We start from the raw sequence: 23,937 nt of genomic DNA on the forward strand, positions 1-23,937 counted from the left end.
ATGCATATCTCCGTCGTCGGCCTCAGTCATCGCACGGCACCGGTGGAGATCCGGGAACGGCTCAGTATTCCTGAGCAGACCATGGAGACTTCCCTTCAATCGCTCCGCGGTAATGAGCAGGTGCTCGAGGCATCAATCCTCAGCACCTGCAACCGGCTTGAGATTTACACCCTGGTCCGCAATCCGGACCTCGGCGTGTCTGCTGTCAGCGACTTTCTCAGCAGCCACTCCGGTCTTGAAACGGGCGAGCTGACGCCTCACCTGTTCAGTTACCACCATGAAGACGCTGTCGATCACCTCATGCGGGTGGCAGCTGGTCTCGACAGCCTTGTGCTGGGGGAGGGACAGATTCTGTCCCAGGTGAAGAAAATGATGCGGCTAGGTCAGGAGCACAAATCTCTGGGACCGATCCTGAATCGATTGCTCACCCAGGCTGTTACCACCGGCAAACGCGTCCGCAGCGAAACCAACCTCGGAACAGGGGCTGTGTCGATCAGCTCTGCTGCCGTTGAGCTTGCTCAGCTCAAGCTCGGCCAATCCCGGGGACTGGATCATCTGGTCACCCTGGAAAGCGAGCAGATCGCTGTTGTCGGTGCCGGGCGCATGAGCCGTCTGTTGCTTCAGCACTTGCAGGCCAAGGGTGCCTCCGGTGTTGTTCTGCTGAACCGCACTGTTGAGCGGGCCGAGCAGCTCTCGGCCGATTTCCCCGATCTTCCTGTTCAATGCAGGCCGCTCACGGATCTGGATCAGTACCTGAGCACCTGCTCGCTGATGTTCACCAGCACCGCCGCTGATGATCCGATCATTGATGCCGCACGTCTGGCTCCTCTGAACCGTCGCAGCAAGCTGCGCCTGATCGACATCGGTGTGCCGCGCAACATCGCTGCCGATGCTGCCGACGTGAACGGCGTTGAATCCCACGATGTTGACGACCTTCAAGAGGTCGTTGCCCGTAACCAGGAAGCCCGTCAGGCCATGGCTCGGGAGGCAGAGCAGTTGCTTCAGCAGGAAGCGCAGCAGTTCCTCGAGTGGTGGGACAGCCTTGAGGCCGTGCCGACCATCAACCAGCTGCGGTCCTCGATGGAGTCGATCCGTACGGAGGAACTCCAGAAAGCCCTCAGCCGAATGGGCCCTGACTTCTCAGCCCGGGAACGCAAGGTTGTTGAGGCTCTAAGCAAGGGCATCATCAACAAAATTCTCCACACGCCGGTGACCCAGCTGCGGGCTCCTCAGACCCGTCAGGATCGCCAACAGGCTCTTCGAATTGTCGAAAGACTGTTCGATTTGGAAGCATCTTGAGTTTTTGAGCGATTCAGTCGCGATCTGAATCCCAGTAATCTCGACTGATTCTTCCCAAAGACGGTTTCGAAGCCAAAAACTCCGGTAAGTTCTTGCGGCAACGCCGATTTGGGACAGCGGCATGAAGCGCGTCTTGGCCATCATTCTGGGCGGCGGTGCAGGCACTCGCCTGTATCCGCTCACAAAAATGCGCGCCAAACCGGCCGTTCCCCTGGCAGGCAAATATCGACTGATTGATATTCCGATTAGCAACTGCATCAACTCCGACATCAACAAGATGTACGTGATGACGCAGTTCAACAGTGCATCACTGAACCGCCACCTCAGTCAGACCTACAACCTCAGCAATTCCTTCGGTGGAGGTTTTGTTGAGGTGCTTGCAGCTCAGCAGACCCCCGACAGTCCCACATGGTTTGAGGGCACCGCAGACGCTGTACGCAAATACCAGTGGTTGTTCCAGGAATGGGACGTTGATGAATATTTGATCCTCTCCGGCGACCAGCTGTACCGGATGGATTACAGCCTCTTCATTGGGCACCACCGCCGCTCAGGCGCTGATCTCACAGTTGCGGCCCTTCCCGTTGATCCCAAGCAGGCAGAGGCTTTCGGTTTGATGCGGACCGATGAAAACGGCTCGATCAAGGAGTTCCGTGAGAAGCCCAAGGGAGATTCGCTGCTGGAGATGTCTGTCGACACCTCTCGCTTCGGCTTGAGTGTTGAGTCAGCCAAGGAGCGGCCCTATCTCGCTTCGATGGGTATCTATGTGTTCAGCCGTCAGACCTTGTTTGATCTGCTCGACAAGCATCCTGGCCACAAGGATTTCGGTAAGGAAATCATTCCCGAGGCTCTCGCCAGGGGCGACAAGCTTCAGAGCTACGTCTTCGACGACTACTGGGAAGACATCGGCACCATCGGTGCGTTCTATGAAGCCAACCTTGCGCTGACCCAACAACCCACGCCCCCTTTCAGCTTCTACGACGAGAAGTTCCCCATCTACACGCGTCCTCGCTATTTGCCCCCCAGCAAGCTGGTCGACGCCCAGATCACCAATTCGATTGTTGGTGAAGGCTCGATCTTGAAGTCCTGCAGCATCCACCACTGTGTCCTGGGTGTGCGCAGCCGCATTGAAAGTGACTGCGTGCTTCAAGACACTCTGGTGATGGGAGCCGACTTCTTTGAATCACCCGACGAACGTGCCGTCTTGAAGGAGCGTGGAGGCATTCCTCTTGGCGTTGGCAAGGGCACCACGGTGAAACGTGCCATCCTCGATAAGAACACCCGCATTGGTTCGGGTGTCTCGATCATCAACAAGGACAACGTGGAAGAAGCCGACCGTTCGGATCAGGGCTTCTACATCCGCAACGGCATTGTGGTGGTTCAGAAAAACGCCACCATCGCCGATGGAACGGTGATCTGAGGACAGGAAACGCTCTCAGGAATGAGTTGACGTCTTTCTGAGCCGATGGCTCATTCCTGACATTTATTGGTTGATTTGCGGTCGAGACCAGCCGAAATCAACACACTGAGATCAGTCGTCAGTGGTCCTTAGGCCATGTCCAAGTCTCACTTCGGCCTTATTGGTCTTGGCGTGATGGGCGAGAACCTCGTCCTGAATGCGGAGCGCAACGGTTTTTCCAGCGTTGTCTACAACCGCACCTACGCCAAAACCGAAGACTTCCTCCAGGGGCGCGGCAAGGACAAGAACATCCAGGGCGCAACCGACCTCGAGGATTTCGTCGGCAAGCTTGAACGCCCCCGCCGGATTTTGATGATGGTGAAGGCGGGGCCCGCCGTCGATGCCGTTGTTGATCAGCTCTCTCCCTATCTCGAGGAAGGCGATCTGCTGATTGATGGAGGCAACTCCGACTATCACGACACTGAACGTCGGGTAAAGCAACTCGAAAGCAAGAGTTTTGGCTTCATCGGTATGGGTGTGTCCGGTGGCGCCAAAGGTGCCCTGGAGGGTCCGAGCATGATGCCCGGCGGAACTAAGACTTCCTACGAGGCCATCGAGGGCCTCGTGAACAAGATGGCGGCCCAGGTCGAAGACGGCCCTTGCGTCACCTACATCGGGCCAGGCGGATCAGGGCACCTGGTAAAAACCGTCCACAACGGGATCGAATACGGCATCGAGCAGATCCTTGCCGAGGGCTACGACCTGATGAAGCGGGTCAAGGGAATGAGCGGTGTGCAGATGGCCGACGTTCTCGGTCAATGGAACGCCACAGAAGAGTTGTCGTCGTATCTGGTGGAAATCACCGAGGTGTGTCTTCGCACCAAGGATCCCGTTGATGGCACGGATCTGGTGGAAAAAATCACCGATCAGGCTGGCCAGAAGGGCACGGGACTCTGGACCGTGGTGACGGCGCTGCAGATGGGTGCCTCCGTGCCCACCATCTATGCCTCCCTTAATGCACGGGTGATGAGCTCGATGAAGCCCCAGCGCATGGCGGCTGAATCGATCCTTAAGGGTCCTGCGATCAAGGACTTTGACCTGGGAACGCCTGACGACGCCATGGCTCCGTTGATGGATGCCACGGTGCTGAGCTGCATCGCCAGTTATGCCCAGGGAATGGAGCTTCTACGCATCGCCTCGCAGGATCTCGATTATGAGCTCCACATGCCGTCCATCGCTCAGATCTGGAAGGGGGGCTGCATCATTCGGGCCCGTCTGCTGAAGCGGATTCAGGATGCTTTCGATGCTGATCCCCAACTGCCCAACCTGATGGTGGATCCTTGGTTCGCTGAGCAGATCAACCGACGTCTGCCCGGACTGGCTCAAGTGGTGGCGGGTGCCGCCGAAGCCGGCATTCCCGTTCCCTGCTTCAGCAGCACCCTCGACTACGTCAACAGCTACCGCTCCGGTCGCCTTCCTCAGAACCTGGTTCAGGCGATGCGCGATTGCTTCGGCTCCCACACCTACCAAAGGGTCGACAAAGAGGGCACGTTCCATACCGAATGGCTCAGCTGAGTGATTGAGCGATGACCAACTACCGCATCGAGCGGGCGAAGGATGCTCAGGACCTCGCCCGCCAGGCCTGTGAAACTGTTGCCGCCCAAATTGATCTGGCCTTGGATCATCGGGATCGTTGCCAGATCGCTCTCTCCGGGGGGAGCACGCCCGCCAGCGCTTACTCCCTGCTCGGTCAGGAACGGCTGCCCTGGGATCGGGTTGATGTCGTCCTGGGTGACGAGCGCTGGGTGGCTGCCGACGATGCGTCCAGCAACGCCGGCATGCTGCGCCGCACCCTGCTCGCACCCGGGCCAGGAGCTTCAGCCGCTTTTCATCCTATGCCCACCCTGGAACTGGAGAGTCCTGAGGCCAGTGCCCAGGCCTTTGCTGACCAGCTCTCTCAGCTGTGCCCAGGTGCACCACCGGTGTTCGATGTGATGCTGCTGGGCCTGGGGGATGACGGCCACACCGCGTCCCTTTTCCCCGGCACTGAGGCTCCAGCGGTGCTGGATCGCTGGACGACCATTGGTCGCGGCAAGGGGTTGGATCGCATCACCTTGACGGCTCCTGTGCTCAGTGCCGCCCGTCAGGTGATCTTCCTCGTCAGTGGGGCTGGAAAACAGGAGGCCCTCAGGCGACTGGTGGATCCCTCTGAATCCTCTGATCGCACCCCCGCTCGGCTGGTTCAACCTGCTAGTGATGTGCTGGTCCTTGCCGATCAGGATGCAGCCGCCGGTCTCTGAGCAGATTCTTTTCCATGGCAGCGACTTTGCTGACTGGGCCAGCCTGAACGACACAATCATGGGCGGCCGATCCCGTGCTGGTTGTCGCGTAACCCCCGACGGACTCGTGCTGGAGGGCGAGCTGGTGGAGACCGGCGGTGGCTTTGTGAGCTGCCGTTCCCCGCGCCTGCAGCCTCCGCTCGATCTGTCCCCTTATTCGGCGCTTCAGCTGGATGTGGAGGGCGAGGGACGCACCCTGAAGATTGCCCTTGGTTGCCGGGATGGAGCCATGGGACTCACCGAACTGATTCCCGGTGGTCTCCGCTGGGTGGTGGATGTTCCGACTCAACCGTCTGGCGTGACCCCTGTTGTGGTGCCATTCGCCGACCTCAGACCCACGGTGCGTGCCAAGCCCGTTGGCTTACCGCTGCGCTTCATTTCTAGTGGCATCACCCGCATTCAAGTGCTGCACTCGAAATTCGGCGATGCTGGAGATCTCAATCCGGGGTTTCGCGCTGGCTCCATCCGGGTGGTGATCCGCTCAATTCGCGCCTTGCCTTGAGTCGATGGACCTTCTGGTGTTGATTGCCAAGGCAGCTGACGTCTGCCTCAAGCCCTGGAGCCATGCTGTTGTTCTGATTGATCCTGCGGCTCCAGAACAAATCGACGATCTTCACGTGCGGATTGAATGCCGCGATGGCGACGGCCAGCGTTGCTCCGATCAGGACCTTGAGCTGGAGATCTACCGGAGTGGCGTCGAGATCAATCTGATGCTGAGCTGGTGGGACCAACCGGAACGACCGATGCTTTGGCACGGGCGCCATCCGGTCTGGATGGATGGCGCTTCAGGTCAGCGTTGCTCTGCTCCGCAGGATGCCGCCCCGCTTGAAGCATTGGGTCGGCGCCTACGGGCTCTAGTGCAACCGGCGTCTTGATTCCACCGAATTCAGTCGGCGTGGTCGGTGGTTGCACCCCGGCTTGAGCTGGAGACGAGCCGCGCGTACTTGCCGAGAATTCCGCTGCGGTAACGCGGTTCCGGCTTGCTCCATCCCGCACGACGGCGATCCAGTTCCGCTTGATCCACGTTGAGTTGGAGCAGCAGCTGATCAGCATCAACCGTGATGCTGTCGCCTTCTTGCACCAGGCCGATCGTTCCACCAACAGCAGCTTCAGGAGCCACATGACCCACCACCAGGCCATAGGTGCCGCCGCTAAAGCGGCCATCGGTGATCAGGGCGACCTTGTCCCCCAGGCCCTGACCAACAATCGCTGAAGTTGGAGCCAGCATTTCCCGCATGCCCGGTCCACCAACGGGACCCTCGTTGCGGACCACCACCACATCCCCGGCCTGGATCTTTTTATCGAGGATGGCGGCAAGGCAGTCTTCCTCGCTTTCAAACACCCGCGCAGGGCCAGTGAGCACAGGGGTTTTCACGCCGCTGATCTTGGCCACGCTTCCCTCGCTGGCGAGGTTGCCCTTAAGGATGGCGAGGTGACCTTTGGCGTACAGCGGATTGCTGAGGGGGCGGATCACCTCCTGCCCGGCGGGGGGCTCCGACGGCACATCGGCCAGCAACTCCTTCAGGCTTTTGCCTTCCACGGTTCGGCAGTCGCTGTGCAGCAAGCCAGCATCCAGCAGCAGCTTCATCACCTGGGGAATGCCGCCGGCGTTGTGCAGATCAACGGTCACGTAGCGGCCGCTGGGCTTGAGATCACAGATCACCGGCACCCGCTGACGGATCCGTTCGAAGTCATCGATGCTCAGGTCGACGCCGGCGGTACGGGCAATGGCCAGCAGGTGCAGTACCGCATTGGTGGAGCCACCCACCGCCATGATCACGCTAATGGCGTTCTCAAAGGCTTCCTTGGTGAGCAGGTCCAGAGGGCGAATGTTGGCTTTCACTGCCTCCACCAGCACCTCAGCGGAGCGAGCGGCACTGTCGGCCTTTTCCTCGTCCTCGGCTGCCATCGTGGAGCTGTAGGGAAGGCTCAGCCCCATCGTTTCGATGGCGGCACTCATGGTGTTGGCGGTGAACATGCCGCCGCAACTGCCAGCCCCAGGGCAGGCATTTTTCTCAACTGCGGTGAGCTGCACTTCGTCGATCTTGCCGCTGGTGAGTTGCCCCACCGCCTCAAAAGCGCTCACCACCGTGAGATCACAGCCCCCGAGCTTGCCCGGCTTGATCGTGCCGCCGTAGACGAAAACCGAAGGAATGTTCATCCGAGCCATGGCCAGCATGGCGCCAGGCATGTTCTTGTCGCAGCCACCAACGGCCAGCACCCCATCCATGCTCTGACCGTTGCAGGCCGTTTCGATGGCGTCAGCAATCACTTCACGGCTCACCAGGGAGTACTTCATCCCTTCAGTGCCCATGGAGATTCCATCACTCACGGTGATGGTTCCAAACATCTGGGGCATGCCTCCGGCCTGGCGGGCTGCTTCCTCAGCCCGTTTGGCCAGGTCGTTCAGCCCGATATTGCAGGGGGTGATAGTGCTGTAGCCGTTGGCAATGCCCAGGATGGGCTTGCCGAAATCACTGTCTCCAAAGCCCACGGCCCGCAACATGGCGCGGTTGGGAGACCGCTGGATCCCCTTGGTGACGGCGTCGGAGCGAAGCATGGAACGGAGCGGACCAGTGGCAATCAAGCCAACCTACCGAGCGCTCAACCTTCGTTTCCGAGACCCTCAAGCTGGGCGCGAACGCGGGCAATCTCCGCATTGAGTTTTTCCACCCGCTCCTCAAGGTGCCCGTTGGCTGAACTGTCCATCACTTCGGAACCGTCCTGCATCCGCGGTGCGTGCAGCATTGACTTCTGCGCGCCATAACGCCTACGCCTGTCAGCTTCATTGAGAAGCCACCACGCCAGGCCTGCAGCACCGAGCACTGCTCCGGTGACCAGAGTTGCCAGGGTTCCTGAGCCCGTGTCGTGCTGCTGGGCCATGGGTGCAATCAACCTTTCTGAAGGTTAGTCACGCCCTCAGGATCGGAGGTTCAGCCGTCGCACAGGGTCACCGATTCCCGGGCGAATCTCACCCTGTTCTCCCAGGTCTTCGTCGATGCAGGCGGTATGCAGAGTCAGATCTGGAATCGCTTCACCCAACCGTTTCAGTCCAGGACTGGCGCACAGGGCAGTGATCAGCCGCAGCCGGTGTCCATCCACACCTCTGCTCTGGAGCTTCTGCAGAAGCTCGAGGGTGGCCTCACCATCGCTGATCTGATCGACAAACAGAATCACTCCGGCGGTGGATTCAATCTCCTGTGGGCACGGCCCCAGGCAGAGGGAAGCATCGGGAAGGACTGATCGTCCTCCCTGCCAAAGCTCAAGGCCCGCGGGCAGCACTGGCATGGCGATCAGCGGTACTGATGCCTCAACGAGGGTGCCTTCGCTGTCTCCATGGATTCCGGGCACCATCTCCCGGCGATGGGGAAGCCAGTTCCGCAGGGCTTCGTAGGTGAGCCACCGGCCGAGCTCCTGCAGGGCGGTGGCGTAGAGGGCAGCAGGGGTTTCCCGGTGCCGCAGCATCGTCAGCCAATGACCGATCAGGGGATGGGGTGGAACCACCACCCGCAAGCTCATGGCCATATCGACTCGCTCCGCTGACAGTTGCCATAACGTGATTGCTCAAATTATCGGTCTCATGGGCGCCCTTCGACGTATGGCCTCGCTGCTGGCGATGATCACGCTGGCAATCAGCACCGTTGTCTGGCCTGAACCAGTGCAGGCCATCACCGCGCCCGAGTTGCGTGGTCAATTCGCAGTTCAGGAGATCAGCGCCGATATGCACGGCCTCGATCTCAAGGAAAAAGAGTTCCTCAAGGCCGATTTACGGGAAGTGAATCTCAGCGGTACGGACCTGCGCGGTGCTGTGATCAACACCTCGCAACTGCAGGGGGCCGATCTTCGTGATGCCAATCTTTCCGATGTTGTGGGCTTTGCCAGCCACTTCGAAGGAGCGGATCTGCGGGGGGCCAACTTCACCAACGCGATGATGATGCAGAGCCGTTTCACAGACGCTCAGATCGATGGTGCTGATTTCACTAACGCTGTGATCGATCTGCCGCAACAGCGCGCCCTTTGCGCTCGGGCGGATGGATCCAACCCAATCAGTGGTGTCTCAACCCGTGAGAGCCTGGGCTGCCGCCCTTAATCGTCATGGCTAAGCGTCTGCCGGTGACCGTGATCACCGGGTTTCTTGGTGCCGGCAAGACCACGGTGCTCCGCCATCTGCTCACCCGCGGCGGTCAGCGGTTGGCCGTGATGGTCAACGAATTCGGCAGCGTTGGGCTTGATGGTGACCTGATTCGCAGCTGTGGCTTCTGTCCCGAGGAGGACGTTGACGGACGGTTGGTTGAGCTGAACAACGGTTGCCTCTGTTGCACGGTTCAGGACGACTTCCTGCCGACCATGGAGACGTTGCTGGAACGGGCGGATCAGCTGGATGGGATCGTCGTCGAAACAAGCGGTCTTGCTTTGCCTCGGCCTTTGCTCCAGGCCTTGGATTGGCCGGCCATCCGCAGCCGTGTGCATGTGAATGGTGTGGTGACGCTGGTGGATGGCGAAGCCTTGGCTGCGGGCAGCCCAGTAGCTCATGCTGATGCGCTTGAGCGGCAACGGGCCGAGGATCCCAGCCTCGATCACCTCACAGCGATCGACGAGTTGTTTGAGGATCAACTCCAGGCCGCAGACCTGGTTTTGATCAGCCGGGCTGATTGCCTGGACGCATCAGCGATGGCTGAGGTGCAGGGACTGATCCAGGGCAAAGTGCGCCCGGGTACCGCTCTGCTTCCTGTGTCTCAGGGACAGGTGGAGACATCCGTTGTGCTCGGACTGGAGCACAAGCCAACTGCCCAGGCCCATACCCATCACGATCACGACGACCACGATCACGACGACCACGACCATCACGACCACAGACACGTCGCCATGGTCGGCAGCAATGTTCGCGTTGAAGGTGCATTGGATCGTCAGGCCCTCGAGCAGCTGCTGCCCAGCCTCGTGAGCAATCACCAGGTGGTTCGACTCAAGGGTCGTGTCTGGCTGCCCAGCAAAGCGCTTCCGCTTCAGATCCAGATGGTGGGTCCGCGCTTGAACAGCTGGTTTGAAGCAGCTCCCAGCCATGCCTGGCGTCCCGATCAGGGCTGTGGTGCTGATCTGGTGGTGCTGGCCTTGAACGAGGCTGCAGCTCCGGCACTGGAATCCGGCCTTCAGAGGCTGGTGCAGGCCACACCGGCCAAGGCCAGCCCCGCGGCAGCCACGCCGGAGAGCTGAATCGGGTCTCCCTCCATTCGGCCCACAAAAAGAGCCATCACTGGCGCCGTGGCCATCAGCGTCACCCCTTCTCCAACGGGCATCGTTTGCAGCACCACCTGTTGCAACAGGATTCCGCCGTTGGTTCCAACCACGGTGGCGAGCACAAGTTTCCATCGCTCCCGTCGCTTCAGCTTGGTCTGTCTCCAGATCCCGCTGAAGAAGGGGAGCAGACCAAGCCACCCGCCCAGCAGCCGGATGGATGCCGTCTCCAATGGGGTGAGGTCGCTGCTGATCAGCACATGACGGGCCAGAAAGGCTCCGCTCAACCCGCAGATCACGGCCGTGAGAGCCAACAGCAGCCCTGGGCCGAGCTCTGCAGCGCTGGCAGTCCGCCTCCTTTGGTTTGTCTCTTTCGCCTGAATGGCAATGAGAACCACCGCGCTTGAAACCAAAAGCGCACCGACAGCGTTCATCACTCCCAAGCTGTCCCCCATCACCAGTACTCCTGCGATGCTGGCCAGCACCGGTCCGCTTGCTTCCACGGTGAGAGTTCGTCGGGTGCCGAGCCGCCGCAATGCCCCGAGATAGAAACTGTCGCCGGCCGCAATGCCGATCAAGCCGCTGACCAACAGCAGCACAACGGCCTGGACTTCGGTGTGGTTCGGAAGTGTGAGCAGAACCGGCAGAAACAGCAGGCTGGCCAAGCCGTTTTTCATGGCGTTAAGCCGGATCGCCGACATCCGCCCCGTTAGCGACCTCCAAAGCGCACTGGCTCCCGTCCAGGCCATGGCCGCTCCCAGGGCCGCCAGTACACCCGTCATGTTGTGGTGGTGATCGTTGTGCAGTCTGCTGCGCTGTTCAGAACTCTGTGCACAATTCAGGAATTTGAGGCCTGGAGACGTGCACGGTGCTGGGGCAATTGCTGGAGAGCCTGTCGGGACATTGGGCGGTTCATCTTGAAAGTCGTGTTCCGCGCACGGAGCTGTATGAAGCGCGTATCGCCTCATCCAAGCCGTCACTTGGTTTTTTCATCCTTCTGATCAGTTCTGCGGTGATCGCCACCCTCGGGCTGATTTCCAACAGCACGGCAGTTGTGATCGGGGCCATGATCGTCGCCCCGCTGATGGATCCCATCCTCAGCCTGGCCTTTGGTTTGGCCGTGAGCGATGGACGATTGATCCGACGCTCCGCCGTCACCGTTGGTTTTGGCGTATTGGCGGTGGTCGGAACCGCATCGTTGATCAGTTGGGGACTCGGCGTCAGCTATGCGCAGTCGGAGATCACTGGCCTCACGTCTCCGAACCTGATCGATCTCGGCATCGCCATTGCGGCCGCTGTTGCCGGGTCGTTTTCGATGACCCGCAAACCATTGTCGAATTCGATTGCCGGGGTGGCGATTGCTGTTGCCCTGGTGCCACCGCTCTGCGTCAGCGGCATTGGCCTCACCCTCGGCTCGGAAATGGTGGCTGTGTTTGGTCGCGGAACGGTGGCAGGTCTCACCAATCAGATCGCGGAAGGTTCGTTTCTGCTTTTTCTGGCAAACCTGATCGGAATCACCGTCACCAGCCTTGTGTTGTTTTTGGTGCACCGTTACGGCTCATCCCGCACTTGTTGGCGCAACCTTGTGGTTTGGCTGGGATTGCTCAGCATGCCGCTGTCATCGGCATTGCATGATTTCAGTGTGCGGCAGCAGATGGATGCCGTGTTTGCTCATGTCAAAGCTGGACGACTCAACGCATTGCCATCGCCCAAGGAAACCCGAGATTGTGGTCATTGGTTCGTCTAACGTACAGCAACGTCAGCGTTGTTGATAACAAGGCAACGCTTGATCTCGTCCTAAATGCGCCCGAAGACTTCTTGAATCAGTCCGTGATGAATTCTCTTAATCAACAGATTTTTAGTCGTGCCAAAGAGTTTGGCGTGGATGATCTTGATATGAACATCAGTGTGATCCCTAATCGTGATTATAAGTTTGACAATTAGCAATTCAGCCTTACTGCCCCTGCTGCCGATGGTTTGATGGCCCCAGTGATGCGTTGATCAGATCGTTCGACAACATCCAGAGCATCGTCGATTTGTCGCTGTCAGTTGCTTCCTCGGAGGGTTCCGTTGGTTTGAATTGATGCCGGCCAGGGCCCAGCAGCGCATTGCTCCAGTAGCTGAATCCCGGCTGGTGAAGCTGTTCATCGATGAGCTGCACCAGCAGTTCCCCAGCCCGCTCAACGTTTTCCGTCAATCGCAAAAGATCCCGGGCGATCAATCCGAACAAGGCTTGCCCCAGGGGATTGGCTTGGCGACTGTTCCTGAAAAATCCCCCTGTCATCCGTGGAATCACAAGCCCTGGACTCCAGGCCACGACAGGCAGCTCAGGACGTTGTCGGTGGATCTGCAGGGCCATCAGCAGATTGCAGAGCTTGCTGTCTTTGTAGGCCTTGTCTGCATTGAACGGACTTTCTCCATCCACCATCGGGGCCCCGGGACCCTGGCGCAGTCCCTTCAGCATGCCGAGGCCGGCAGGCTTCCCAACCCGTCCTCCGCCCGTGGTTGGGTTGTGCACCTCAGAGGCGGTGATCACCAGGGCACGGGTTTGCTCTTTTAATTCTTCAGCCAACAGTTGATGGGCCAGGTGGTTCACCGCAAAAGTGAGTTCAATGCCCTGTGCGCTCCAGCGGGGGGAGTCATGGCCGGCGTATTGCAACCCAGCATTTAGCACCAGTGCATCGAATGGCGTCCCGTCACAGCAGAGTTCTTCAATCGCTCTGGCGACGGACGCAAGGTCAGCCAGGTCGGCGATACACGTCTCCACGGAATCCGAAAGAGCCTTGCGGGTTCGTTCGGCTCGTTCTGCATTGCGGCAAACAACGGTGATTGCATCACCGCGGGCCAGCAGGATCTTTGCCGCTTCAAGGCCAATACCGCTGCTGGCACCGGTGATCAGAACGCGGCGCTTTTTAGCCGTCGTCATGGAGCTTGAACACATAGAGATCCCCGTCACGATCGCTCACCACGTACAACCTGTTTCGATCAGGATCGAAGGCAACACCCTCCGGTTTTCGGATCCGTTTTGGCTTGTCTCCCGTGCTGATGGTGAGATCGAGGCGTTGAAGCACAGTGTCGCGTGCCCAGTCGTATTGGAACAGGCACCGGCCCTTGTCGCTCACAATCCAGAGGGTGTCGCTGCTGCTGTCGTAGCTCAGGCTCGAGAAATCCAGCTTCTCGGCCTTCAGTTCGGGGTGGATGAACCCTTGGCTGGGCTGCAGCTCGCGTGTGGAGATGATTGTCGTGAGCGAGGAATCCAGTTCAATCAGCAGACCGGGCTGGTGCTCTTTCACCACAAACACATGGTCGTTGCTGGTGTTCACAGTGATGCCCTCCAAGCCGTTGTTGTCAGGAGGGTCGGGGAAATGGTGCGCAATCGTGTCGTAGTTGGTCATGGCTGACAGGGGGCATCGAGAGCGTTCCCTTCGGGTGTTCAGATCCACCACCACCAAAGAATTGCTTCCCTCCTGCACCACGAGCAGCTCGCTGTCATCGCCACGGATTGCAATGCCCTCCAAGTCGTCGAGGCCGATGAAGAACGAGTCCCTCACCGACACTCTGCCTTTGAGATCCAGACGAAAAATCGCCTTGGTGTCATCGCTGACGGTGTAGAGCGCTGAGCCATCTCCGTTCAACGTCAGCCCGGATGGTTCATTCAGGCCGAGGCCTGGGTCTCGAATCCGGTGACGGTGCAGCAGCTCGAGGCGCATCGAGGTCATCCTCACAGGGACCCATTCCCGGTAATTCTTGATGCTTGGCTCGTTTTTGCCAGCCATTGCAGGTGAGGATGAGGGGATCACGGCCAGGCGCCATGAATCGGATCGCTGTGTATTGCGGCTCCTCGAGCGGCGACTCGAGCGGCGACTCGAGCCTGTTCAAACGTGCTGCCACTGAGCTGGGTGCACTGATTGCCTCCCAGGGCATGGCCCTGGTTTACGGCGGTGCTCGCATTGGCCTAATGGGCGCTGTTGCTGATGCAGCTTTGGCCTCTGGAGGGAAGGTGATCGGGGTGATTCCCGAGGCGCTAACGCAGGATGAAGTGGTGCACACCGGTTTGACCCATCTCGAGGTTGTGGCATCGATGCACGAGCGCAAAGCGCGGATGCTCGATCTGGCCGATGCAGCCGTTGCCATGCCCGGAGGCCTGGGGACCCTCGACGAGTTGTTTGAAGCTTTGACCTGGGCTCAGCTTCGTTTTCATGCCAAGCCGATCGGCATGCTCAACATCGATGGCTACTTCGATGCGCTGCTTGGCTTTCTGGATCACAGCGTTGCGACGGGATTTCTTTCGGAGCGGAATCGCGAGCTCCTCCTGGATGCAACAACGCCAGAATTGCTCATCTATCGACTCCTCAACGCGTCCTGATGCAACGCACGGTTTTGCTCACCGGAGCCAGTCGTGGCATCGGACGTTCCATCGCCAGACGGCTGCTCAAGGATGGTCACCGCCTCAGCCTTGGGCTGCGGGATCCGGAGGCTATTAGGAGAACAGATCTAGACGGCGAGACGGTGTTGCTTCACGCCTACGACGCCAGCGATCCAGGGAGTGCTGAAACCTGGGTCAGTGCCACCGATCGTCAATGGGGTGGCATCGACACCGTGATTCATTGCGCAGGGATTCTGCATCGAACACCGCTGTTGTTTGCCGATGGCGAAGAGCAGCAGCTTGATGAACTCTGGGCAATCAACGTCAAGGGGCCCTGGTGGCTCACCCGCGCAGCCTGGTCGCACCTGGTGGCCAGTGGCCATGGACGAATCCAGGTGCTGGTGTCAATGAGTGGCAAGCGCGTCAAAGGTCGAATGGCGGGCTACCCCGTCAGCAAATTCGCCTTGATGGGGCTCTGTCAGAGCATGCGCAATGAAGGTTGGGACAAAGGGATTCGGGTGACCGCCATCTGTCCCAGTTGGGTCAACACCGATATGGCTCGTGCGGTGACGGCCGTTGAACCTGCCGCGATGACCCAACCCGAGGATCTTGCGTCTCTCTCGAGCAGCCTGTTGTCGATGCCCAACGCCGCCGTTCCGTTCGAGTTGGCGATGAATTGCTCGCTCGAAACCTGAATCTTCCGGTGAGGTCGATGTCGCCTTCAGATGATGTCGCTATGGATGACTCAGCGTCCGTGCCCTGCGATGTGTCTTCTGGCGGCGATTGGCCTGCTGGCACCACGCCTGGTTTTGGTGTTGATGTGGATGATCAACAGCAGCTTCGTGCTGCAACCTTTCAGTGCAACCAGTGTTCCTAATCCGGTGCTGCCTGTTCTTGGACTCCTGTTTCTCCCCACCACAACCCTCGGCTATTGCTGGGCTGTGTCCTCGTTCGGAGGTGTCTCGTCGTTCAGTGGCCTGTTGGTGGTGTTGATCGGACTGATCATTGACTTCGGCTTGATCGGTAATGGCCGTGGTGCTGTTCGTCGTTGAAGATCAACCCCGTGGATAACTGCGCCATCTGTCAGCTGCATCTCGACCCACAAGCGCAAGAGCGGTATGAGATTCAGCGTTCTGAACTCTGGGTCTTGCGCCATCACCCCGACCCAGCACCTCTGCCTGGCTGGCTTCTGTTGGATTCACTGAGGCACTGTTCCGGGCCCGTGGATTTCACGGAGGCCGAGGCTTCCGGTTGGGGCAGCGCAGTGCGCGATGCAAGTGATCTCGTGAAACAGATCACCGGATGCGAACGCGTGTATGCCATTGCCTTCGGTGAGGGAGCCCAGCACCTTCATCTGCATCTCATTCCGCGCCATCTGAATGAGCCGGCCTCCAAGGCCTGGGCGGTTGCAGACTTATACAGGGCGATGGATCGTGGGGATCGAGCTGCTGCCGATCCTGATGCTGTGGCCGCGATGGTTCAACGCTGCCGTGCGTTGATCAGCGTTCCAGATTGAAACGTTTGTGTGTCTTGGTGCTGTTGGCGCCTTGCTTGAAATTGCCCAAGGGCCAGCCGAGGTGCCTGAGATGGTTCACCGTGTTCTGCGATGCGGTGAAGCAGTTTTCGCTGTAACTGCTGGCAATTCCGATCTCTTTGAGGGTGAGCAGCAGCAACCTTTGCTCCCGTCGTGTGCCCCGCCGGCTCGCGAGCAGCACGAAGTCGCGTTCGTGAAGTTGTTCGGTGATCGAATCGATGTTGTCGGAATAACCCAAGGAGAGGGTCTGATCAATGGCGCGATAGGCGGTGTAGATCCTTCCCTCAGGATTGGTCTCAAGGGTTTGAACCCTTTCGCTCAGGGCGATGACGGCGTCCATCACGGGTGCTTGAAGCGCCTGCTCGATCTGTTCAAGCTGCACAATCACAACCCTCCCACGGCCAAACGTTCATCACAGGCAGCGTCGTAGGCGCGGATTGCTGCGCTTGGAATGGAGCCATTGCTCTTGAGTTGGCGCACCGACAGCTCCACGCACTGCAGTACAACGCTGGTGAGCTCACGTCCTTCGCACAGGGCCCAGCCGCGAAGAAGAACATGAAGGCTCGGTGGAACGGAGACCGTGAGCTTGACCTGGGTCTCTCGGGTGGAGGTTTTGATCATGACCCGTCTGCAGCCGGAGCGTCCCTAAGGTAGCTCAAGAGTTACTGTTGAGCAACTTAAGGGTGTATCAAGGGCATTTTCCTGGTTGCTGTTGGATTGCTCCAAGGTATTGCTAGACCCTGTGGCGTGACCGCCAGGGCTGCTGCTCGTGTCCCTGAGTCATGGGCCACTTCTGTAAGGAAGGAGGTCTGAACTATCTGGCAGTAATTGTTGTGTCTCTCTGACATCAATCCGGCCTTGCTTGGTTTGCCGTGTTTCGTTGACGAGGTGTTTCCAGATGTCGATTTTTCATCGCTCTGGTGAAGCTTCTTTTATGCAAAATCCGCGTAACTATGGATATGATGTTGTTTTAAAAGCGTCGACTTCGATGGGCACCGCTTCTGTTCAGGCTGACAAGGTCGTTAACGTCAGAATGTCTGAATCAGAGCACACTCTGTTGAAGGCATATTGCGCTTCGCTGAACCGCAGCATGCAAGACGTCTTGCGCGATTTTGCATTGATGGAAATCCAAAAGCAACATAACTTTTGCCGCATCGTGCGATCATTGATGGAAGAGCACGGCGTCGATCAGGATCCCCGAGCGAAGAAGCCCTGCGCTGGCTATTCTTGTTACTACTGCCGTCACGCAGAAGCCTGCAAGGATGGTGAAACTAATTTGCTCTTCATTCCTCGCCAAGAATTGCGTGAAATGGTAACTGAGGAATGTTCATATATTTTGAATTTCTACGGCAGCAGCATCGAGGCTCCCATCCGGGTGGGCTAATCGAGTTTCAGCCCTTCTGTCTCTTCATCCACCGAGGAACGAGCCTTTTCGTCAAGAAGTTGATCCAGGCCGTTTAAGCAGGATTTATTTCGAGTCTCGAGCGCAATTTGTGGATGTCGAGAAATCTGACCACTACCCCTTCAAAAAACCGGACGATTCGGCTCATAGTGACTTCGTCAAGTCGCTAATCAGGCTTGGAAGCCGGACAGAGCGATGTCCGGCGCGTTGGTGTTTGACTCCTGCTGGGCAAGAGTCAAACACCTTTCTTTCTTAAGAAATTTGGTTGTGTATCTCGGCGACCGGATTTGTCGGTCAATGTAATTAGGTGGTCGAATCGCTCCGGTGGTGCATCACCGTCGGCCACACAACATTCACAAATTGATATTGAGACGATCGATCATCGAGATCGACGTTTCAGCTGGTTCAAAACGGAGAGGGTGGGATTCGAACCCACGGTGCCCGTGAAGACACGCTGGTTTTCAAGACCAGAGCCATAAACCACTCGACCACCTCTCCAGAGGGTGTCAGGTGCCCCGCAGGACACCCGATAACTGTATCGGGACGTGCTCCCAGTTCAGTTTTCCGGCTTAGCCAGAGGCAGCAGACACTTATCGGAATCACAACCAGCGGGGCCGGCTTCCGTCAGCTCACCCTGGTCGTAACGCTGCAGTGCTTCGAAGAAATCACTGCTGACGCGACGCTTCACCACAGCCGATTGCAGCTCCTCGTAGGTGGCTGCATCGATCGGCTCAAAGGGCAGGCGCGGGAAGGTGGCGTTGGCATCGAAGCGGGCCAGAAGTGCCGCTGAGATGTAGCCCTCGCCCTTCTCCATGGCCTGATGCAGAGCATCAGCCAAGGGTTCGATTTCGTGCTCGCGGAATTCGATGGTGGCTGAGGTGTTGTGGGCGGTGTAATGCCGCTGCACCTGCATGTAGAAATCGAATTGCGCCATGGCACTGAATCCGTTGATGTCGACGGCATCAGCACCGGGCAGGTTGGCCCAGCTCACCTCGGTGGGAATCTCCACCAGCCATTCTGTGCAGCGGGGATCGAAGGGGTCATTCAGCAGACGACCTTCCTCATCCTTGTCGGACTGTGAGGGAACGATGGTGTAGCCGTAGTCCATGCAGGCCATTGCCACGGGGTCGTTCTTGCGGAAGGTGATCCGGCGGATGAAGCGCTGGGCCTTGGGTGGGTGCCAGCCGGGGGCAGCACCGGTGAGCAGGCTCTTGGTGCCTGCAGGTTGCACGGTTGTGCAGCGGTTGGGACGACGCAGGCCATGGCGGTCGCAGTAGTCCCAGACCGTTTGATTGACGATCTCCTTCCAACGGCTCAAGTAAGCAGCTTCCTGCTCCTTGAAGCGCAGACCTTGCTCGGTGTCAGGCCGGCCGGCCTCCCACCAGCTCAGCCATTGCGTACCGAAGGCATGGACGAAGAAGTCGAACAAACCGGTGAAGCTGACGCCCACGATCGGATCCCACTCACGGCTCTGGCGGTAGCGCTCAACCTCGAAACGATGGTTGAGCAGACAGGCAACCGAGAGGGCGCCTGCACGGAAGGCATCGGCCTGGCCTTCCTCGTCGCTGGGATCGATCTGGTTGAGGTGCACCTCGGCCAGATTGCAGTGGAAATCGGCACCCAGGATCTCGCCGCAGGGATTCAAGCCATAACGGCTGAGGCGATGCTCCAGCTCGTCAGCTCCGATGGGGCCATGGTTGTCGGACAACCAACGACCTGCTTCCTCACGCCCCTGATCGCAGTAGATCTCAATGAACTCGCTGCGCAGTTCAGGGGTTGTGAGCAGATCAGCATTGGAGCGAGCGATCGCCTCGGGTGCGAACTGAATGGCACCTTCACCGGAGTGGAACTGCTTGGTCACCGCTGCGTGCACCACGTCCTTGCTGGGACGGGAGTGATACACGCGGGTGTGGTTGGCCATCCGCAGCGCATCACGCTCGGGATCGATCCTCCAGTTGCCCTCTTCGTCTTGCTGCCAGAGGTTGTCCTTGGAGGATGCAGCAGCCTGGTCGTCCGAAGCGAACTGGCGCATGCCGGCGCTGCGACGGATGTTTCCGGCCACGATCGTGACGGCGGCTTCGTCGATCAGCAGGCAGCACTCGACTGAGGTGAGCCGACGGCCCTGGGCCTTGTTCAGCAGTCGAGCAACGCGCCCGTAGAGATCCTTCAGTTTGACGGGGTTGGCCATGCCACCGAAACCCTTCAGCGTTTCCCCAACGGGGCGCACATCGCTGAGGTCCACTTCAATCTGAATGGGACCGCCGTTGAACCGTTCATCGCTGCTGAGCTCGAGCATCAGCTGGTAGCTGTCCACCCAGCCGCGGCGGGTGTCGCCCACCTTGATGGTCACCTTGTTGCCATCAATGATGTGAGTGCAGTCGTCCTGGCGCTCAGCCGCAGAAGTGATGCCGATTTCGCTGACGCTGAGAACTTCAAAGCTGTTGCGCACCACCGGAAGCCGGTCGATCAGGCGCGGCTCGATGATGGCCCCGGTGCCGCAGCCCATCATCGCCAGGTCCATCATCAGACCGAAGGCATGCCAATCGACCAGGTTGGTGGACGTGCAGTTGTAGGAGCCCGAGAAATTTTCGGGCTGTTCGATCCAGCGGGTGCCACCGATCCAGAGCCAGCGGCCTGAGGGAAGAGCTTTTTTCTCGGCCTGCATGCGAGCCAGCAGGGCCACTTCCGCATCGCTCAGGTTGCCCAGCTGACGCAGGCCTTCCAGGTTACGCGCACCCACCTGACTCCAGCTTTCACGGCCAATAGGGGTTTTGCGGCTGTAGGTGCGATAGAAGACCGGGTTGGCAGCGGGAGCGGTTGCGGGGAAGTCGCCGAACCCGGCGACAGCTCCCGCAGAGGTCTCCACACGATTTGGAGTGAGGGTCACGTGCGGTGCTTGGGCGAAGGACAAGTATCGAAACCCTAACGCCACAGATGGGGGTAGCAAGGTCTCTTCACCACCATCAACAGTGTCCCGTTCAAACTGAGCCCTGAATTGGCAGCGAATGATGGAGCGGCGGCTGGAGCCTGAGTTGATGAACGGCGATGCACAGGTGCAGGCCTACGCCGCTGCCGACTTCAGTTCCGGCGATCAAGCCACCCTTGAGGCGATCCAGCAGCTCCTCTTCACCACATCACCGTTGCCGGCTGATCCACTGGTGGTGGATCTGGGTTGTGGGCCGGGAAACATCACCCTTCAGCTGGCCGAACTCTTACCGAACGCTCGGATCGTCGGCATCGACGGTGCCGAATCGATGCTGGCTCTGGCCCGGGAGCGAGCGCAGCAGCAGCAACTGGAGATCTCATTCCTCTGTCAGACCCTTCAGGAGGTTCTTCAAGGGCCTCTTCTTGGACAGGCCGATCTGATCGTCAGCAACAGCCTGTTGCATCACCTGCACCAACCCGATCTGCTCTGGACGGTTAGCCGAGCTCTGGCAGCACCGGGGTGTCGCGTCTTGCATCGGGATCTGCGGCGTCCGTTCTCCGACGCTGAGATTGAACAGCTGCGGCTCAAGCACCTTCCATCGGCACCAGAGGTGTTGCAGCACGACTTCGCTGCCTCGCTGGCGGCGGCCTTTGAGCCTCATGAGGTGACTGCCGAGCTCCACAGGCTTGGTCTCAACCAGTTAGCCGTGTCGGCGGAGGACGACCGTTATCTGGTGGTGTCAGGCTTGGTGAAGTCCTGAAATCCGATGAGCGGCAGTCAAGCGACCACTGATGGTGATCTGGCCCAGGTTCTGGCCTCTGCGGTGGATCGCCGTCGCAACTTTGCGATCATTTCCCACCCCGACGCGGGAAAGACGACACTCACCGAGAAGTTGCTGCTTTACGGGGGTGCCATCCAGCAGGCCGGTGCGGTGAAAGCACGGGGTGAGCAGCGCAAGGTGACCTCCGACTGGATGGAGCTTGAGAAGCAGCGGGGGATTTCGATTACCTCAACGGTGCTGCAGTTCGATTACGACACCACCACGATCAATCTCCTGGACACGCCAGGGCACCAGGATTTTTCTGAAGACACCTATCGAACGCTTGCAGCGGCGGACAACGCCGTGATGCTGGAAGACGCTGCCAAGGGATTGGAGCCTCAGACCCGGAAGCTGTTTGAGGTCTGCCGCATGCGCCAGATCCCGATTTTCACCTTCATCAACAAGATGGACCGCCCGGGGCGGGAACCGCTCACCCTGCTCGATGAAATCGAGTCGGAGCTCGGCCTCACCCCCTGGGCTGTGAACTGGCCGATCGGCAGTGGCGAGCAATTCCGTGGCGTGATCGACCGCCGCAGCAAGGAGGTGGTTCTGTTCAGCCGTGCAGAACGCGGCAAGCAGGCCAGTGAGCAACGCCTCTCCCTGGACGACCCTGCCCTGCGGGAGTTGGTGGAAGAGGACCTTCTGGATCTGGCCGTTGAAGAAATGGAGTTTCTGGAGGCTGCTGGCGCCGAGCTGGACATCGAGATGGTTCATGCCGGTGAACTCACCCCCGTGTTCTTCGGCTCAGCCATGACCAACTTCGGGGTGCGTCCCTTCCTTGATGCCTTTCTTGAAATGGCGCAACGGCCGATCGCTCGATCCAGCAGCGAAGGTCTGGTGGACCCGTTGCGTGAAGGGTTCAGCGGCTTTGTGTTCAAGCTTCAGGCCAACATGGACCCCAGGCACCGCGACCGGGTGGCCTTCGTCCGGGTCTGCAGCGGCCGCTTTGAAAAAGACATGACGGTGAAGCATGCCCGCACCGGCAAGGCGATTCGTCTCTCCCGTCCACAAAAGCTGTTCGGTCAGGACCGAGCCGTGGTGGAAGACGCCTATCCCGGTGACGTGATCGGTCTCAACAACCCCGGCATGTTTTCCATTGGCGACACGCTGTATGTGGGTTCGAAAGTGGAATACGAAGGCATTCCCTGCTTCAGCCCGGAGATTTTCAGTTGGCTGCGCAACCCCAACCCTTCAGCCTTCAAGAACTTCCGCAAAGGGGTGAACGAGCTGCGGGAAGAGGGGGCGGTGCAGATCCTTTATGACACCGATGAGAGCAAGCGAGATCCAATTCTTGCGGCCGTTGGGCAACTCCAACTTGAGGTGGTGCAGCACCGGCTTGAAAACGAATACGGCGTTGAAACCCGCCTTGAGCCCATGGGTTTTCAGGTTGCCCGTTGGATCAATGGAGGCTGGACCGAACTTGAAAAAGTCGGGCGGATCTTCAATTGCAAAACCGTGCGTGATGCCTGGAATCGGCCTGTGCTGTTGTTCAAGAACGAGTGGAATCTCAACCAGCTCCGGGAGGACCACCCCGAGCTTGAACTCAGTAGTGTTGCCCCGGTGGTGAGTGGGGTGGAGCCGATCAGTCTTTGAGCAGGTCGGATTTTTTCATCCACAGCTTCTTGGCTCTCTCGCCAGAATCTTACGGAGCCTCCATCTTCCGTGAGTACGTTCTGGCTGCTGAAGAACAACGCTGACGGCGGCACCGAATACGTGTGCTTTCGCGGCGATGATGAATCAGTGGAAATGCTGGAGGGTTACCACCTTCCTCCGCAGATGCCGTTGATCAAACGGCGCTCGTGGATGAACCGGGTGGATGCCCTTAGCTGTCGCAGCCGGCTTGAGCGGAGCGAGGGTTTTCGTCACGGTGCCCCCCTCTTCTGAACAGGCCCCGATACGCTCTTCAAAGGAACCCGACCAACGCAATGGCAGCCCTGGGTGAATCTGGTCCCGATGCAAACGCAGATGATCCATTTGCCCGTCTCGGACTAAGCCGCGATGCGGGCTTCGAGCAGGTTCAGGCGGCCAAGGCACGTTGTCTCGCCGATGTTTCCGGTGATGATCAGGCCCGAGCCAAGGTAGAAGCGGCCTACGACGCAGTCTTGATGGCGCGTCTTCGGGACCGGCAACAGGGTCAGGTGAGTGCTGCTGCAGCGACGGCGTCTGAGCGGGAGGCGATGGCGGGTTCGATGCCTGCTCCGCCAGCTCAGGCACCGATGGGCAATGTGTTGTCGAACCTCCGCAACAAGCTGCCCGACCCCTCCCAGTCCCTCTCCGGCCTGAAGCCCGATTGGGCCCTGGTGGAAGGGCAAGGGCGTTCCGTGCGCCTCATTGCCGGGATCATCGGCATTGCTCTTTTGCTGATCTCGGCCGGCAGCATCCAATTGGTGCTGGCTCTTGCAACCATCGGTGTTTTCCTCAGTCAGGTTCGCCGTGGTCGTCGCCCACTGGCATCCCTGGGGTGGACGTTGTTGGTGCTCAGCGTTGGTTTGGCGGCAGGCTCTTTGCTGAACCTGGCGCTCTCCCCCACTGCTGTTGAGCAGCTGGCTCTCAGTCCGCTGCAGATCCAAGCCTTGCCAGCCGCTCTTCTGCTGTGGGCTGCAGCTCTATTCCTGGCCTGAAC

General features: G+C 59.1%; 27 protein-coding genes and 1 tRNA gene. 18 read left to right on the forward strand and 10 right to left on the reverse strand.

Translation table 11 applies throughout. The features are described 5' to 3' along the window. From SYNCC9605_RS06285 to SYNCC9605_RS06310, 6 genes are all read left to right on the forward strand, one after another. On the forward strand, window positions 1-1,299 hold the full coding sequence (locus tag SYNCC9605_RS06285) for a glutamyl-tRNA reductase (RefSeq protein WP_011364228.1): 1,299 nt from the start codon (window positions 1-3) through the stop codon (window positions 1,297-1,299). Between the two features lie 121 nt (window positions 1,300-1,420). After that, the gene (locus tag SYNCC9605_RS06290; RefSeq protein ID WP_011364229.1) at window positions 1,421-2,716 is read left to right on the forward strand and encodes a glucose-1-phosphate adenylyltransferase; all 1,296 of its coding nucleotides are present in this window, start codon (window positions 1,421-1,423) and stop codon (window positions 2,714-2,716) included. A gap of 135 nt (window positions 2,717-2,851) precedes the next feature. Beyond that, window positions 2,852-4,270, forward strand: a complete 1,419-nt coding sequence (gene gndA / locus SYNCC9605_RS06295) for an NADP-dependent phosphogluconate dehydrogenase (RefSeq protein WP_011364230.1) — start codon at window positions 2,852-2,854, stop codon at window positions 4,268-4,270. 11 nt (window positions 4,271-4,281) lie between these two features. Further along, entirely contained in the window at window positions 4,282-4,995 is a 714-nt protein-coding gene (pgl, locus tag SYNCC9605_RS06300) for a 6-phosphogluconolactonase (RefSeq protein WP_011364231.1), read from the forward strand. Beyond that, window positions 4,976-5,536 (forward strand): CIA30 family protein, encoded by a 561-nt coding sequence (locus tag SYNCC9605_RS06305; RefSeq protein ID WP_011364232.1) that lies wholly within the window; start codon window positions 4,976-4,978, stop codon window positions 5,534-5,536. Before pgl ends, SYNCC9605_RS06305 begins: the two co-directional genes overlap by 20 nt. Window positions 5,537-5,540: 4 nt before the next feature. Further along, window positions 5,541-5,909, forward strand: a complete 369-nt coding sequence (locus SYNCC9605_RS06310; RefSeq protein ID WP_011364233.1) for a hypothetical protein — start codon at window positions 5,541-5,543, stop codon at window positions 5,907-5,909. 11 nt (window positions 5,910-5,920) lie between these two features. On the opposite strand, the gene ilvD is transcribed toward SYNCC9605_RS06310, so the two are convergent. From ilvD to SYNCC9605_RS06325, 3 genes are read right to left on the reverse strand one after another with little or no spacing between them, the layout of a single operon-like run. Then, a complete protein-coding gene (ilvD, locus tag SYNCC9605_RS06315; protein WP_011364234.1) occupies window positions 5,921-7,594 on the reverse strand; it encodes a dihydroxy-acid dehydratase in 1,674 nt (557 codons plus the stop codon). A gap of 44 nt (window positions 7,595-7,638) precedes the next feature. After that, window positions 7,639-7,917, reverse strand: coding sequence for a hypothetical protein (locus SYNCC9605_RS06320; protein WP_011364235.1), 279 nt, complete (start codon window positions 7,915-7,917; stop codon window positions 7,639-7,641). Window positions 7,918-7,953: 36 nt separating this feature from the next. Continuing rightward, on the reverse strand, window positions 7,954-8,559 hold the full coding sequence (locus tag SYNCC9605_RS06325) for a uracil phosphoribosyltransferase (protein WP_011364236.1): 606 nt from the start codon (window positions 8,557-8,559) through the stop codon (window positions 7,954-7,956). A 73-nt stretch (window positions 8,560-8,632) separates the two neighbouring features. Between SYNCC9605_RS06325 and SYNCC9605_RS06330 the strand changes: the two genes are divergently transcribed. Next, a complete protein-coding gene (locus SYNCC9605_RS06330) occupies window positions 8,633-9,124 on the forward strand; it encodes a pentapeptide repeat-containing protein (RefSeq protein ID WP_257929971.1) in 492 nt (163 codons plus the stop codon). A gap of 5 nt (window positions 9,125-9,129) precedes the next feature. Beyond that, window positions 9,130-10,245, forward strand: coding sequence for a cobalamin biosynthesis protein CobW (cobW, locus tag SYNCC9605_RS06335; protein ID WP_011364238.1), 1,116 nt, complete (start codon window positions 9,130-9,132; stop codon window positions 10,243-10,245). Here cobW and SYNCC9605_RS06340 read toward each other — a convergent pair. Further along, on the reverse strand, window positions 10,182-11,048 hold the full coding sequence (locus SYNCC9605_RS06340) for a DMT family transporter (RefSeq protein ID WP_011364239.1): 867 nt from the start codon (window positions 11,046-11,048) through the stop codon (window positions 10,182-10,184). The two genes, cobW and SYNCC9605_RS06340, sit on opposite strands and share 64 nt — an antisense overlap. Window positions 11,049-11,278: 230 nt before the next feature. Between SYNCC9605_RS06340 and SYNCC9605_RS06345 the strand changes: the two genes are divergently transcribed. Beyond that, complete coding sequence (locus SYNCC9605_RS06345; protein ID WP_308297709.1) at window positions 11,279-12,013, forward strand: DUF389 domain-containing protein; 735 nt, start codon at window positions 11,279-11,281, stop codon at window positions 12,011-12,013. A 207-nt stretch (window positions 12,014-12,220) separates the two neighbouring features. On the opposite strand, the gene SYNCC9605_RS06350 is transcribed toward SYNCC9605_RS06345, so the two are convergent. After that, complete coding sequence (locus tag SYNCC9605_RS06350; protein ID WP_041434713.1) at window positions 12,221-13,192, reverse strand: SDR family NAD(P)-dependent oxidoreductase; 972 nt, start codon at window positions 13,190-13,192, stop codon at window positions 12,221-12,223. Further along, a complete protein-coding gene (locus SYNCC9605_RS06355) occupies window positions 13,179-13,985 on the reverse strand; it encodes an SdiA-regulated domain-containing protein (protein WP_011364243.1) in 807 nt (268 codons plus the stop codon). The genes SYNCC9605_RS06350 and SYNCC9605_RS06355 overlap by 14 nt, the downstream gene beginning before the upstream one ends. A 92-nt stretch (window positions 13,986-14,077) precedes the next feature. Between SYNCC9605_RS06355 and SYNCC9605_RS06360 the strand changes: the two genes are divergently transcribed. The 4 genes from SYNCC9605_RS06360 (at window position 14,078) to SYNCC9605_RS06375 (ending at window position 16,148) form a co-directional block, all read left to right on the forward strand. Next, complete coding sequence (locus SYNCC9605_RS06360; RefSeq protein ID WP_257929973.1) at window positions 14,078-14,632, forward strand: TIGR00730 family Rossman fold protein; 555 nt, start codon at window positions 14,078-14,080, stop codon at window positions 14,630-14,632. Then, complete coding sequence (locus SYNCC9605_RS06365; RefSeq protein ID WP_011364245.1) at window positions 14,632-15,327, forward strand: SDR family NAD(P)-dependent oxidoreductase; 696 nt, start codon at window positions 14,632-14,634, stop codon at window positions 15,325-15,327. The genes SYNCC9605_RS06360 and SYNCC9605_RS06365 overlap by 1 nt, the downstream gene beginning before the upstream one ends. Window positions 15,328-15,396: 69 nt before the next feature. Further along, on the forward strand, window positions 15,397-15,684 hold the full coding sequence (locus SYNCC9605_RS06370) for a hypothetical protein (RefSeq protein ID WP_041434714.1): 288 nt from the start codon (window positions 15,397-15,399) through the stop codon (window positions 15,682-15,684). After that, window positions 15,681-16,148, forward strand: coding sequence for an HIT family protein (locus SYNCC9605_RS06375; RefSeq protein WP_011364247.1), 468 nt, complete (start codon window positions 15,681-15,683; stop codon window positions 16,146-16,148). Before SYNCC9605_RS06370 ends, SYNCC9605_RS06375 begins: the two co-directional genes overlap by 4 nt. On the opposite strand, the gene SYNCC9605_RS06380 is transcribed toward SYNCC9605_RS06375, so the two are convergent. Then, window positions 16,132-16,554, reverse strand: a complete 423-nt coding sequence (locus tag SYNCC9605_RS06380; protein WP_041434716.1) for a hypothetical protein — start codon at window positions 16,552-16,554, stop codon at window positions 16,132-16,134. The two genes, SYNCC9605_RS06375 and SYNCC9605_RS06380, sit on opposite strands and share 17 nt — an antisense overlap. Continuing rightward, window positions 16,551-16,787 carry a hypothetical protein gene (locus SYNCC9605_RS06385; RefSeq protein ID WP_041434719.1) on the reverse strand — a complete coding sequence of 79 codons (237 nt, stop codon included), beginning with the start codon at window positions 16,785-16,787 and terminating at the stop codon, window positions 16,551-16,553. The genes SYNCC9605_RS06380 and SYNCC9605_RS06385 overlap by 4 nt, the downstream gene beginning before the upstream one ends. Before the next feature lie 277 nt (window positions 16,788-17,064). Between SYNCC9605_RS06385 and SYNCC9605_RS06390 the strand changes: the two genes are divergently transcribed. After that, entirely contained in the window at window positions 17,065-17,550 is a 486-nt protein-coding gene (locus tag SYNCC9605_RS06390) for a hypothetical protein (protein ID WP_011364249.1), read from the forward strand. A 429-nt stretch (window positions 17,551-17,979) separates the two neighbouring features. On the opposite strand, the gene SYNCC9605_RS06395 is transcribed toward SYNCC9605_RS06390, so the two are convergent. Next, window positions 17,980-18,066 (reverse strand) — tRNA-Ser (locus tag SYNCC9605_RS06395). Window positions 18,067-18,124: 58 nt separating this feature from the next. Next, the gene (nrdJ, locus tag SYNCC9605_RS06400; protein ID WP_041435609.1) at window positions 18,125-20,455 is read right to left on the reverse strand and encodes a ribonucleoside-triphosphate reductase, adenosylcobalamin-dependent; all 2,331 of its coding nucleotides are present in this window, start codon (window positions 20,453-20,455) and stop codon (window positions 18,125-18,127) included. 121 nt (window positions 20,456-20,576) lie between these two features. Between nrdJ and SYNCC9605_RS06405 the strand changes: the two genes are divergently transcribed. From SYNCC9605_RS06405 to SYNCC9605_RS06420, 4 genes are all read left to right on the forward strand, one after another. After that, window positions 20,577-21,254 carry a class I SAM-dependent methyltransferase gene (locus SYNCC9605_RS06405; RefSeq protein WP_041435611.1) on the forward strand — a complete coding sequence of 226 codons (678 nt, stop codon included), beginning with the start codon at window positions 20,577-20,579 and terminating at the stop codon, window positions 21,252-21,254. A 6-nt stretch (window positions 21,255-21,260) separates the two neighbouring features. Continuing rightward, complete coding sequence (locus tag SYNCC9605_RS06410; protein WP_011364252.1) at window positions 21,261-22,907, forward strand: peptide chain release factor 3; 1,647 nt, start codon at window positions 21,261-21,263, stop codon at window positions 22,905-22,907. A 69-nt stretch (window positions 22,908-22,976) separates the two neighbouring features. Beyond that, window positions 22,977-23,198, forward strand: coding sequence for a hypothetical protein (locus tag SYNCC9605_RS06415; protein ID WP_011364253.1), 222 nt, complete (start codon window positions 22,977-22,979; stop codon window positions 23,196-23,198). Between the two features lie 41 nt (window positions 23,199-23,239). Next, window positions 23,240-23,935, forward strand: a complete 696-nt coding sequence (locus SYNCC9605_RS06420) for a CPP1-like family protein (protein ID WP_011364254.1) — start codon at window positions 23,240-23,242, stop codon at window positions 23,933-23,935. Window positions 23,936-23,937 lie beyond the last annotated feature (2 nt).

Source organism: Synechococcus sp. CC9605, from assembly GCF_000012625.1.
In the GTDB taxonomy this organism is placed as follows: Bacteria; Cyanobacteriota; Cyanobacteriia; order PCC-6307; family Cyanobiaceae; genus Parasynechococcus.